The following is a 12,668-nucleotide window of genomic DNA, read 5'->3' as shown; positions in this document are numbered from 1 at the left end:
CCCCGGGGAGACGCCATGAAGACCGAAGTCGCGATCATCGGAGGAGGGCCTGCGGGTCTGATGCTGGCCATCGAGCTGGGCTGCAGGGACATACCGTGCGTGCTGATCGAGGAGCGCAGCGGGCCGCCGACGCTGCCCAAGGCCAATGCCACCTCGTCCCGGACCATGGAGCATTACCGCCGCCGGGGCTTTGCCGACCAGGTGCGCAGGCTGGGCCTGCCGCCCTCGCACCCCCAGGACGTCGTCTATTGCACGCGGCTCACGGGGCCCGAGCTGGCGCGCTTTCGCATTCCCTCGGCCGAGGAGGCCGCCTCGGGCACGGCCTATGGCGACTACGGGGAACAGGCCTGGCCCACGCCCGAGCTGCCGCATCGGGCGCAGCAGATGTTCATCGAGCCCGTGCTCAGGGCGCAGGCCGAACGCCATGCCAGCGCCGTGCTGCGTTTTGGCCTGAGGGCCGAGGCGGTGCGGGACACCGGTTGCGCAGTCCAGATCGAATGCCGCGAGCCGGACACGGGCCGTACAGAGTTGCTGCAGGCCGCCTATGTGGTCGGCTGCGACGGGCCGCGCAGCCTGGTCCGCCAGGCCATGGGCGTCGTCTACGCAGGCCATGGCAGCGAGCGGCGGGACTTCCTGGGCGGCCCGATGATGTCCATCTACTTCCGGGCTCCCGGTCTGTACGGGCTGATCGGCAAGCCCAGGGCCTGGCAGTACTGGGCCGTCGGTCCCGGGCAGCGCGGCCTGCTGTGCGCCATCGACGGCGTGGACCGGTTCGTGCTGATCGTGCAGCTGCCCCAAGGCACCCAGCCTGCCGATTTCCATCCGCAGCAGGCGCTGCAGGCCGTCGTCGGCCGGCCTTTTGCGCACGAGCTGATCGCGCTGACCCCCTGGAACGCGGGCTATGCCCTGGTGGCCGAGCGCCTGCGGCACGGCAGGATGTTCATCGCCGGCGATGCGGCGCACCTGTTCACGCCCACGGGCGGCATGGGCTACAACACCAGCGTGGACGACGTCGTGAACCTGGGCTGGAAGCTGGCGGCGGCCATCCAGGGGGCGGCCGGCCCGGCGCTGCTGGACAGCTATGAGGCCGAGCGGCGGCCGATCGCCCAGCGCAACACCAGTTTTGCACGCAGCATGGCCGACAGCATCGGATGCCTGCCGGTCACGGCCGCAGTGGAGCAGGAGGGGCCCGAGGGCGACGGCGCCCGCCATGCGCTCGGGCAGGCACTTTCGGAGCATGTGGCGCGCGAGTTCAACATCCCGGGGCTGCAACTGGGCCTGCGCTATGCCGACAGCCCCGTCGTCGCCCGGGAGCTGGCCGAGCCCCCGCCGGACGAGCCCAACCGCTACCTGCCTGGCGGCTATCCCGGCACGCGCGCTCCGCATGTGGCAACGGGGCCGGACCGGTCCCTGCTCGATGACTTCGGACGCGATTTCACACTGCTCGCATTCAGCCCGGACGGCCCGGACGGGCTGGAGCCCTGGAGGCAGGCTGCTGCGCAATACGGCATCCGGCTGGATGTGGTGATGAGCGAAGACGGGCAGACGCGTGCGCTATATGGCGCCGACCGCGTCCTGATCCGCCCGGACCACCACATCGCCTGGCGCGGCGACGGTGCGGCGCAGCCGACCGAGGTCATGGCGCTGGCGCTGGGCCATCGCACCCCGCCGGTGGGGCCCGGCTAGCCCCGGCCCATCCGGCCGCCTGCTCCCCGGGCCGTCCGGCCTTGCGCTTTCGTGACCCTGGCCAGTCCGGCCGGGGGACGCCGGCCTGCGCCTGGGTCTGAGCCTTCGCCGTCCTTGCCGACATCCATCACTTTCAGGAGACAACATGCCACATCCCTCCTTTCCTGTTCGCGCCGCGCTATCCGCGCTATGCCTGGCCGGTGCCGCTGCCGTGCCCTCGGCACCCGCCCTGGCCCAGGGCGTCACGCTCTATGGCCTGCTCGATGCATCCGTCGAGCACCTGACCGATGTGGGCCAGGGAGGCGCTTCGCTGAACCGCATGCCGGGCCTCACCGGCAGCGTGCCGTCGCGCATCGGCCTGCGCGGCTCGGAGGACCTGGGCGGCGGCCTGCGTGCCCTGTTCACGATGGAGCAGGGCCTGGCGCTCGACGCGGGCGTGCTGAACCAGGGCGGGCGCGCCTGGGGGCGCCAGGCCTTTGTCGGCCTGTCCGGCGACTGGGGCAGCCTCACACTGGGGCGCCAGTACACCATGCTGTACTGGTCCCAGCTCGATGCGGACACCCTCGGCCCGAATGCCTACGGTGCGGCATCGCTGGACAGCTACCTGCCCAATGCGCGCGCGGACAACGCGCTTGCGTGGCGCGCCGGCCTTGGCGGCTTCACCGTCGGCGCGACCTACAGCCTGGGGCGTGATGCCGTCAACTCGGGCCCCGGTCCCGCGGGAACCAACTGCCCCGGCGAGCAGCCGGGCGACTCCAGCGCCTGCCGGCAATGGTCGGCAATGCTCAAGTACGAGGCCAAGGCCTGGGGCATCGCGCTGGCCGTCGATGAAATCCGTGGAGGCCCCGGCGCGTTCGCAGGCCTGACCAGCAGCGCGCGCAAGGACCGTCGCTCCACCGCCGCGGGATGGGTGCGCTGGGGAGCATGGAAGCTCGGCGCCGGGGTCATTGCCCGCCACAACGACGGCCGTCCCGACGCGCCACGCAGCGATCTCTGGTATCTGGGCGCCAGTTTCTCCGCCACACCGGCCCTGACCCTCGATGCGCAGGCCTTGGATCTGCGTTTCAGGCGAAGCGACGACGGGGCCCGGCTCTTTGCCCTGCGGGCCCGGTATTCGCTGTCCAAGCGCACCACGCTGTATGCGACCGCAGGGCATCTGTCCAACGAGGGAGCACTTGCGCTGTCGGTCAGCAATGCGGCGCCAGGCGCCGCGCCCGCCCCCGGGCGTTCGCAGAACGGCTTCGCTGCCGGCGTGCGGCATAGCTTCTGAGGCTCAACCCGCATGCGGGGTCCGCGTCCCGATCCATTTCCTTCCCACTTTCCACTTCCCGTTCCAGGAGACAGACCATGAAACTGATACGCCACGGCGCCAGCGGCTGCGAGAAGCCCGGCGCCATCGATTCCCAAGGCCAGGCGCGCGACCTGTCGGACCTGGTGCCCGATTTCACGCCCGAGTGGATGGCGCCCGGCAGGCTGGCCGCGCTGGCCGCCGTCGATCTGCAGCGGTTGCCGCTGGTGGCGCATGGCAGCCGCCTGGGCGCCCCTGTCGCCGGCACGCGGCAGTTCGTTGCCATCGGGCTCAACTACCGGCGGCATGCCGAGGAGTCGGGTCTCGACATTCCGAAGGAGCCCGTGGTCTTTCACAAGGCGCTTTCATCGCTGGCCGGGCCGGACGACGAGGTGCGCCTGCCCGAAGCGTCGGTTGCCACCGACTGGGAGATCGAACTGGGCTTTGTGATCGGCACGCGCGCAAGCCGCATCCCCGTGGAAGGTGCGCTCGCGCATGTGGCCGGCTACCTGCTTGCCAACGACATCTCCGAGCGTGACTGGCAGATCAAGCGCAACGGCCAGTGGGGCAAGGGCAAGAGCTTCGATGGCTTCGGCCCGGTCGGGCCGTGGCTGGTCACGGCCGACGAGCTGCCCGACCCTCAGGCCATCGAACTGACGCTGTCCGTCAATGGCGAGGTCATGCAGCGCAGCAGCACGGCAGACATGATTTTTCCGGTGGCCTGTCTCGTGTCCTATCTGAGCCAGTTCATGACGCTGCTGCCCGGCGACCTTGTCATCACCGGCACGCCCGCAGGTGTCGGCCTGGGCATGAAGCCGCCCCGCTTCCTGAAGTCCGGCGATGTCATGACGCTGGACGGCGGGGTTCTTGGGCGGCAGCTCCAGCGGGTGCGGTGATGGCCTCGCCCGCCCACCGGCCGCGTGGCGCTGCCCGCCGGTCTTCGCACAGTGAACATGCAAAGGAGGGGACACCATGAACAGCCTTCCCACGCCATCTGGAACGACACCTGGAACGCCGTCCGGCACGGCCGGGCAGCCGGCCGTGCATTCGATCGATGAGTTTGTCTTCAGCGTGCCCGATCTCGAAGCGGCGCGGCATTTCTACGCCAGTTTCGGGCTCGAGGTGCGCGACATCGACGGCGCGCTGGCGCTGCACACCTACGGGCATCCCCACCGCTGGGCGCGGGTGCTGGAGGCCGCAACGCACAAGAGGCTGCAGTGGCTGAGCCTGGGCATCCATGCGGCCGATCTCGATGCCTTCTCGCACCGGATCGACGGCGCGGGGATCGCACGCATTCCTGCGCCGGCCGGTGCGCAGACCGACGGTATCTGGATCGCCAGCCCCGACGGGGTGCCCATCCAGCTGCGTGCAGCCGCCAAGAGCTCTCCGTCGGTGCCCGCACCGCACGTGCTGCCGCCGGCCTGCCGCAATGCCGGCCGCGCGCCGGCTCGCAGCCTCATGCCGCAGATCCGGCCGCTGCACCTGTCGCATGTGCTTTTGTTCTGCGCCGACGTGGATGCCGCGCTGGCGTTCTACACCGAGGTGCTGGGACTCAGGCTCTCGGACCGCTCGGGCTCGGTCATCGCCTTCCTGCACAGCCCGCACGGCAGCGACCACCACCTGCTGGCACTGGCCGCATCGCATGGACCCGGCCTGCACCACAGCAGCTGGTGCGTGCCTTCTGTCGACGCCGTGGGCAGCGGCGCCCGGCAGATGGCCGAGGCGGGCTATGCGCAGGGCTGGGGCGTGGGCAGGCATGTGCTGGGCTCCAACTTCTTTCGCTATGTGCGCGATCCCTGGGGCAGCTTCGCCGAGTACTCCTGCGACATCGACTTTGTCGAGGCGGGCGCGGTGTGGCCTGCGGCCGACCATCCTCCCGAGGATTCGCTCTACGTCTGGGGGCCGGACGTGCCCGCCGACTTCGTCACCAACCACGAGCCGCCACGCTGAGGCGCCCGCCAATGCCCCAGACGCAGGAACGCCCCGCTGCCTTGCGGCATCGGGGCGCTGTGCAACAGGGCCGGCTCTTTGGCCGCCTGTCGGTTGATACAAGGATCTGGCGGAGACTGTGAGATTCGAACTCACGGACGGTTGCCCGTCGGCAGTTTTCAAGACTGCTGGTTTAAACCGCTCACCCAAGTCTCCGAAGCTCCGTATTCTAGCCGGGCTTGCGTGGGTCCCGAGGGATGCGTGCCGATGCACGACCCGCAATCAAAAAGGCGCCCCTTCGCAGGGGCGCCTTTCGGGGGGCGCAGCGGATCAGCCGCGGGCAGCGATGGCCTGGGCTGCGGCCAGGGCCGTCATGTTGACCACGCGGCGCACGGTGGCGGAGGGGGTCAGCACATGGGCTGCGGCAGCACCGCCCAGCAGGATGGGGCCGATGGTCGTGCCGTGGCCGCCCGTGGTCTTGAGCACGTTGAACAGGATGTTCGCGGCGTCCAGGTTGGGGCAGATCAGCACGTTGGCCTCGCCGTGCAGCGAGGACTCGAGCAGGGCGCGGTCGCGGATGGCTTCGGACAGGGCGGAGTCGCCGTGCATTTCGCCATCGCATTCCACGTCGGGGTTGGCGGCGGCGAACAGGTCGCGCGCGGCGCGCATCTTCAGCGCCGAGGGGCGGCTGGACGAGCCGTAGTTGCTGTGCGACAGGAAGGCCACCTTGGGCGGCAGGCCGAAGCGGGCCACTTCCTCGGCCGCCAGGCGGGCGATGTCGGCCAGCTCGGTGGCGTTGGGCGCCTCGTTGATGTAGGTGTCGGCGATGAACAGCGTGCCGCTGTCCAGCATCACGGCGTTGACGGTGGCGAACTCGCCAGCGCCTTGCTTGAGGCCGAGCACGTCGCGCACATGGGCCAGGTGGCTGTCGAACTTGCCGACCAGGCCGCAGAGCATGGCGTCGGCATCGCCCAGGTGGACCATGAGCGCTGCGATCAGCGTGTTGGAGCGGCGCACGGCGGCCTTGGCGGTCTCGGGCGTGACGCCGTTGCGGCCCATCAGGCGGTGGTAGGTTTCCCAGTACTGGCGGAAGCGCGGATCGTCCTCGGGGTTGCAGATCTCCACGTCCTTGCCCAGCACCAGGCGCAGGCCGGCCTTGGCGATGCGGGCCTCGATCACGGCGGGGCGGCCGATCAGGATGGGCTTGGCCAGGCCGTCATCGACGGCCACCTGGGCGGCGCGCAGCACGCGCTCGTCTTCGCCTTCGGCATAGGCCACGCGCTGCTGGTTGGCCTTGGCAGCGGCGAACACCGGACGCATGAACATGCTGGTCTGGTAGACGAAGCGGGTCAGGCTCTCGCGGTAGGCGTCGTAGTCGGCGATGGGGCGGGTGGCAACGCCGGACTCTTCGGCGGCCTTGGCCACGGCCGGCGCGATGCGCAGGATCAGGCGGGTGTCGAAGGGCGTGGGGATCAGGTAGTCGGGGCCGAACTTCAGCTCCTTGCCCTGGTAGGCGGCGGCGACTTCATCGCTGACGTCCTGCTTGGCCAGTGCGGCGATTTCGCGCACGCAGGCCAGCTTCATGGCTTCGGTGATCTTGGTGGCGCCGCAGTCCAGCGCGCCACGGAAGATGTAGGGGAAGCACAGGACGTTGTTGACCTGGTTGGGGTAGTCAGAACGGCCCGTGGCCATGATGCAGTCCGGGCGCACGGCCTTGGCCAGCTCGGGGCGGATCTCGGGTTCGGGGTTGGCCAGGGCCAGGATGATGGGCTTGTCGGCCATGGTCTTGACCATGTCGGCAGTGAGCACGCCGGGAGCCGAGCAGCCCAGGAAGACGTCGGCATCCTTGACGGCATCGGCCAGGGTGCGGGCGTCCGTCTTTTGCGCGTACTGGGCCTTGGAGGCGTCCAGGCCACCGGGGCGGCCTTCGTAGATCACGCCCTTGGAGTCGCACATGAAGACGTTTTCGCGCTTGACGCCCAGTCCCACCATCACGTTCACGCAGGCGATGGCGGCGGCGCCGGCGCCGGAGACGGCGATCTTGACGTTGCCGATCTGCTTGTCCACCAGCTCCAGCCCGTTGAGCAGGGCGGCGCTGGAGATGATGGCCGTGCCGTGCTGGTCGTCATGGAACACGGGGATGTTCATGCGCTTGGACAGCTCCTGCTCGATGTAGAAGCACTCGGGCGCCTTGATGTCCTCGAGGTTGATGCCGCCCAGCGTGGGTTCGAGCGAGGCGATGATCTCGATCAGCTTGTCCGGATCGCGCTCGGCCAGTTCGATGTCGAACACGTCGACGCCGGCGAACTTCTTGAACAGACAGCCCTTGCCTTCCATCACCGGCTTGCCGGCCAGCGGGCCGATGTCACCCAGGCCCAGCACGGCCGTGCCGTTGGTGATGACGCCGACCAGGTTGCCGCGCGCCGTGTATTCGGCGGCCAGCGAGGGGGCGGCCTGGATGTCCAGGCAGGGGTAGGCCACGCCGGGCGAATAGGCCAGCGACAGGTCGCGCTGGTTGGACAAGGGCTTGGTGGGCGTGACGGAGATCTTGCCCTTGTTGGGGCTGCGATGGTATTCGCGGGCTGCGTCGCGCAGGGCTTGTTCGGCGTTGGACAGGTTTTGGGTCATACAGGAATTCTCTGCAAATGCTCTCGGAGCTTACCGGATAGCTACAGCCTATGAGGGTCAGGACAGTTTTGCCTCAGGGATTTCGACAACAAGCCCCCTGGCGCCTATGGACGGCAGGGGGCGCACGGCCCGGCGGGTAGGCCGGGCGGTTGTTGGGCGTGCCCGCCAGGGCGGGCACTGTTTCATCAGTGGGCGTCTGCCTGGCGTGCGGCCCGGACGGCAGCAGAGGTGTCGCTGCTGGCTCCGTTGAAGAAAATGTTCAATGCCACCGCGGTAATCGAGGCCAGCAGGATACCGGATTCGATCAACGGATGAATGCCGTGGGGCATCCATTGGCGGAAATTCGGCGCCACCAGCGGAATCATGCCCACGCCGATGGACACGGCGACGATCATGGCGTTGTTGCGGTTGGTCTGGAAATCCACGTTGCTCAGGATGCGGATGCCGGTGGAGGCCACCATGCCGAACATCACCAGGCCCGCGCCGCCCAGCACCACGGTGGGCAGGGACTCGACCAGGGCGCCCATCTTGGGCAGCACGCCCAGCACGATCAGGATCACGCCGCCGGCCACGCAGACCCAGCGGCTCTTGACGCCGGTGACGGCGACCAGGCCCACGTTCTGCGAGAAGCTGGTGTAGGGGAAGGTGTTGAAGATGCCGCCGATCAGCGTGCCCAGGCCGTCGGTGCGCAGGCCGCGGGTCAGCTCGTCCTGGCTGATCTTGCGATCGGTCATGTCGCCCAGGGCCAGGAACATGCCGGTGGACTCGATCATCACCACCACCATCACCAGGCTCATGGTGAGGATGAGGATGGGGTCGAACACCGGCGTGGCGATCTCGAAGGGCAGCACCATCGTGAACCATTCGGCCTTGGCGACCTTGCTGAAGTCCATCAGGCCCATGGCCACGGACAGCACGCCGCCGATCAGGATGCCCATGAGCACCGAGACGTTGGCCAGGAAGCCCTTGGCAAAGCGCGCGATCAGCAGGATGGACAACAGCACGATGGCCGAGATGCCCACGCCGGTCAGGTCGCCGTACTTGGGGTTGGGAATGGTGGGCACGACCGCGAAGCCCTTGGGCACGGGCGGCAGCGAGGAGCCTGGCGCGCCGGCCGTGGCCTGGGCGTCGGCCAGCCATTTCAGGTGCTCGGGGTTGGGCACGCTGGGCGCGGTGGGGCCGACGGGGTTGCCGAAGATCCAGTTCACGCCCACGCGCATCAGGCTGATGCCGATGACGGCAATGATGGTGCCGGTCACCACGGGCGGGAAAAAGCGCAGCATGCGGCTGATCAGCGGGGCGATGAGGATGGACACGATCCCCGCCCCGATCACCGAGCCGAAGATCAGCCCCGCGCCCGCCGAGCCGCCCGTGGTCTGCGCCATGGACACCATGGGCGCCACGCTGGCGAAGGTCACGCCCATCATCACGGGCAGCTTGATGCCGAACCACTGGGTCGCGCCCATGGCCTGGATCAGCGTGATCAGGCCGCAGCAAAACAGGTCGGCCGAGATCAGGTGGGCCACCTGCTCGGGCGGCAGGTTGAGTGCGCGGCCGACGATCAGGGGCACGGCCACGGCGCCCGCATACATCACGAGAACGTGCTGCAGGCCCAGCGCCGTGAGCTTGCCTGCGGGCAGCATCTCATCGACGGGATGAACGGAAGATTGCATGGGGATTTGTCTCCTCGGGATTTATGGGAACGGACGCCGGCGTGACAGGGTTTGGCACCAACATCCATACAAAAAGTGTATACAGATCATGGGAAATTTCTGCTCCCGGTAAACCCTGTTGCGGCAGCCGCGCCAACCCGTTTTGGTGCGCATCGCCTGCCAGGGCGGGAGTGCCATGGTGCATTGCAAGATGGATGCCAGCCGCCAGGCAAGCGCCAGGCACCGTGCTGGTGCCTGGCGGCCGCTGTGGCGCGGCTCGGGCGTGGTTCGGGCGTGGTTCGGGCGCGGCTCGGGTGCACGGCATGGGCTGCGGAGGTGCACGCGCCCCGATGCGGTGCCCGGACGCAAAAAAGCCCGGCGGCGCCGGGCTTGGGTGTCAGGCCTTGATGCGGGCCGTCAGGCGGTCAGGTCGCACAGCATGCGCGCGATGACCTTGGTGGCGCGGCGCAGGTCCTCCAGCACCAGGCGCTCGTCGGCGCGCTTGGCATGGGACTCCAGCACGGTGCGCGGGCCGGCGCCGTAGATCACGCCGGGAATGCCGCGCTCCACGTACAGGCGCACGTCGGTGTACAGAGGCGTGCCCACGGCCGGGGGCTTTTCGCCGAAGACGGCTTCGCCATGGGCCTGGATGGCGTCCACCAGGGGCTTGTTGCCGGCCAGCGGCGTCATGGCATTGGCCAGCAGCAGGCGCTTGATGTCCACGCGCACGGCATCCTCGCCCGTGTAGCCGCCCTTGGCGTTGAAGTCGGCAATAGCCTGGGCGATGACGGCGCGGATGCTGGCCTCGACCTCGGCCGGGTTCTCCTCGGGGATCATGCGGCGGTCGATCTTGAGCACGACCTTGCCGGGCACCACGTTGGTGTTGGTGCCGCCTTCGATGCGGCCGATGTTCAGGTAGGGGTGCTTGATGCCCGGCACCTTGGAGGTCACCTGCTGGTACTTGGTGTTCTCGGCGTACAGCGCATTCATCAGCACCACGGCGGCCTGCAGCGCGTCCACGCCCGTGTGGGGCACGGCGGCGTGGGCCATCTTGCCCTGCACGGTCACTTCCATCTGCAGGCAGCCGTTGTGGGCGGTGACGACTTCGTAGCTGAAGCCGGCCGCGACCATCAGGTCGGGTTGGGTGAGGTTGTTGGCCAGCAGCCAGCCGGGGCCCAGGATGCCGCCGAATTCCTCGTCATAGGTGAAGTGCAGTTCCACCGCGCCCTTGGAGGGCCGGGCCACGGCTTCGAGCGCACGCACGGCGTAGGTGAAGGTGGCGAAGTCGCTCTTGCTCACGGCGGCGGCGCGGCCGTAGAGCTTGCCGTCCTCGATGGCGGCGCCATAGGGGTCCTGGGTCCAGCCCTCGCCGGGCGGCACCACGTCGCCGTGGGCGTTCAGCGCAATGGTCAGGCCGCCGCCGGCGTCACCTGCGCTGCCGTAGGGGCGGCGCACGATCAGGTTGGTGATGGATTCCATGCCGTAGGCCTTGACCTCGGCCTCGGGCACGGTGTGCTTCTCGGCCTCGTAGCCGAAGGTCTTGAGCAGCTCGGCCGTGCGCTCGGCGTGGGGGGCGTTGTTGCCGGGCGGGGTGTCGGTCGGAACCTGGACCAGGGCCTGCAGGAATTGCACCTCTTCATCGAAATGCTGGTCGATCCAGGCGTCCAGGGCGGCGTAGGTGGCTTGCTTGTCTTGGTTCATGTTGGTCATTGCTGCTCTTGGGCCAGTTGGTTCAGTACGTGGGAGAAGGCATCGACGGACAGTTGCATGTCGTCGGCGGTGGAGCTTTCCAGCGGGTTGTGGCTGATGCCGGCGTTCAGGCCGCGTACGAACAGCATGGCCTGGGGCATGATTTCATGCAGCTTCATGGCGTCGTGGCCGGCGCCGCTGGGCATGCGGTACAGGGGCACGCCCAGGGCGTCCACGGCGGCTTCCCAGCGCTGCTGCCATTCGGGGGCGCTGGGAGCGGCGGCGGCCTTCATGGCCAGCTCGGTGCTGTAGCGCAGGCCACGGCGCTGGGCGATGGCCTCGATCTCGGCCAGGATGTCGGCCACCATGGCGTCGCGCTGCTCGTTGGTGGGCGCGCGCAGGTCCAGGCTGAACTGGCAGCGGCCGGGAACCACGTTGACCGAGCCGCTGGGCACATTGAGCTGGCCCATGGTGGCCACCGAGGTGCCGTCGCGCGCGGCGCGCTTTTCGATGTACAGCGCCAGCTCGGCCACGCCGCAGGCGGCATCGCGGCGGCGGTCCATGGGCGTGGTGCCGGCGTGGCTGGCCATGCCGATCATCTCGCAGATGTAGCGCGCGCTGCCGTTGATGGAGGTGACGATGCCCAGCGGGATGTCCAGCTCGTTGAGCACCGGGCCCTGTTCGATGTGCACCTCGATGAAGCCCAGGTAGCGGGCCGGATCGCGCTGCAGCTTCGGAATGTCGTCAATGCACAGGCCGGCATGCTGCATGGCCTCGCGCAGGGTGATGCCGTCGGCATCCTTTTGCTCCAGCCATTCCTGCTTGAAGTCGCCGATCAGCGCGCCCGAGCCCAGGAAGGTGGCCTTGTAGCGCTGGCCCTCCTCTTCCGCAAAGCCCACGACCTCGATGTGGAACGGCAGGCGCCTGCCCTGGCGGTGCAGCTCGCGCACGCAGGCCATGGGCACGAAGATGCCCAGGCGGCCGTCGTACTTGCCGCCGTTGCGCACGGTGTCGTAGTGGCTGCCGGTCAGCAGGGTCTTGGCATCGTCGGTGGCCGCCTTGTAGCGGCCCACGACGTTGCCCACGGCGTCGATCTCTACCTCGTCGAAGCCGCAGTCGCGCATCCAGTGGCTGATGCGCTGGGCGCAGGCGCGGTGGGCATCGGTGAGGTAGGTGACGGTGAGCTGGCCCTTTTCGGCATACCCCGGGTCGCTGTGCTGGGCCAGCTTTTCCTGCCAGTCCCAGACATCGTTGCCCAGCTCGGGCGTGTAGCCGAACTTGTCGTTCAGGCGGATTTCGGCAATGCGGTGGATGTTGCGCAGCGCCTCGCCCAGCTCGAAGTCGGGGTGGTTGTGCAGGCGGCGCTCGAAGGTCTCGATGATCTCGGCCTTGGCCAGGCCCGCGCCGCGCGGACCGCGCACGGCCAGGATGAAGGGAAAGCCGAAGCGCTTGCCGTACTCGGCGTTGAGCTTGCGGATGTGCTCCAGCTCCTCGGGCGTGCAGCGGGTCAGGCCGGCCTTGTTCTGCTCGTTGGTGGATTCGGCCGTGAGCGTGTTGGTCTCCATGGCCTTGCCGGCCAGCTCCGGGTGGGCGCGGATCAGGTCGAGCTTGGCCTGCACCGGCGCCTTGTCCAGCACCTGGGCCATGGCGTACTTGATCTGTGCCAGCGAGCGGAAGGGGCGCTGGGCCAGCGCGGCCTCGGCAATCCAGGGCGAGTGTTCGTACAGGCCGTCGAGCAGACCGGTGGCGGTGGCCAAGTCGGCGGCATTGAGTTGTTCCAGCGTCAGAGCCATGCT

The 12,668-nt window shown here is 68.4% G+C and carries 8 protein-coding genes and 1 tRNA gene; 4 read left to right on the top strand and 5 right to left on the bottom strand.

Annotated elements, in window-relative coordinates; all coding sequences use genetic code 11:
- Window positions 1-15: 15 nt before the first annotated feature.
- From G4D77_RS08490 to G4D77_RS08475, 4 genes are all read left to right on the top strand, one after another.
- Window positions 16-1,686, top strand: coding sequence for an FAD-dependent monooxygenase (locus tag G4D77_RS08490; RefSeq protein WP_154835154.1), 1,671 nt, complete (start codon window positions 16-18; stop codon window positions 1,684-1,686).
- A 145-nt stretch (window positions 1,687-1,831) separates the two neighbouring features.
- Window positions 1,832-2,956, top strand: coding sequence for a porin (locus tag G4D77_RS08485; RefSeq protein WP_154835152.1), 1,125 nt, complete (start codon window positions 1,832-1,834; stop codon window positions 2,954-2,956).
- Between the two features lie 77 nt (window positions 2,957-3,033).
- A complete protein-coding gene (locus G4D77_RS08480; protein ID WP_017405613.1) occupies window positions 3,034-3,870 on the top strand; it encodes a fumarylacetoacetate hydrolase family protein in 837 nt (278 codons plus the stop codon).
- Window positions 3,871-3,946: 76 nt separating this feature from the next.
- Window positions 3,947-4,924 carry a VOC family protein gene (locus G4D77_RS08475; RefSeq protein ID WP_154835148.1) on the top strand — a complete coding sequence of 326 codons (978 nt, stop codon included), beginning with the start codon at window positions 3,947-3,949 and terminating at the stop codon, window positions 4,922-4,924.
- A 107-nt stretch (window positions 4,925-5,031) separates the two neighbouring features.
- Here G4D77_RS08475 and G4D77_RS08470 read toward each other — a convergent pair.
- The 5 genes from G4D77_RS08470 to uraD all read right to left on the bottom strand — a co-directional run bounded on the left by G4D77_RS08470 (window position 5,032) and on the right by uraD (window position 12,665).
- Window positions 5,032-5,119 (bottom strand) — tRNA-Ser (locus tag G4D77_RS08470).
- Between the two features lie 114 nt (window positions 5,120-5,233).
- Window positions 5,234-7,531 carry an NADP-dependent malic enzyme gene (locus tag G4D77_RS08465; protein WP_154835146.1) on the bottom strand — a complete coding sequence of 766 codons (2,298 nt, stop codon included), beginning with the start codon at window positions 7,529-7,531 and terminating at the stop codon, window positions 5,234-5,236.
- 185 nt (window positions 7,532-7,716) lie between these two features.
- A complete protein-coding gene (locus G4D77_RS08460) occupies window positions 7,717-9,204 on the bottom strand; it encodes a nucleobase:cation symporter-2 family protein (RefSeq protein WP_016449790.1) in 1,488 nt (495 codons plus the stop codon).
- Between the two features lie 396 nt (window positions 9,205-9,600).
- Window positions 9,601-10,893 (bottom strand): M20 family metallopeptidase, encoded by a 1,293-nt coding sequence (locus G4D77_RS08455; RefSeq protein WP_213757943.1) that lies wholly within the window; start codon window positions 10,891-10,893, stop codon window positions 9,601-9,603.
- A complete protein-coding gene (gene uraD, locus G4D77_RS08450; protein ID WP_017406411.1) occupies window positions 10,890-12,665 on the bottom strand; it encodes a 2-oxo-4-hydroxy-4-carboxy-5-ureidoimidazoline decarboxylase in 1,776 nt (591 codons plus the stop codon). The genes G4D77_RS08455 and uraD overlap by 4 nt, the downstream gene beginning before the upstream one ends.
- Between the last annotated feature and the right edge of the window lie 3 nt (window positions 12,666-12,668).

It is taken from the genome of Delftia sp. WY8, from assembly GCF_018437695.1.
Lineage (GTDB): Bacteria > Pseudomonadota > Gammaproteobacteria > Burkholderiales > Burkholderiaceae_C > Comamonas > Comamonas tsuruhatensis.
Note: the sequence above shows the minus strand (reverse complement) of the source record. Positions and strands in the feature narration are given on the sequence as shown.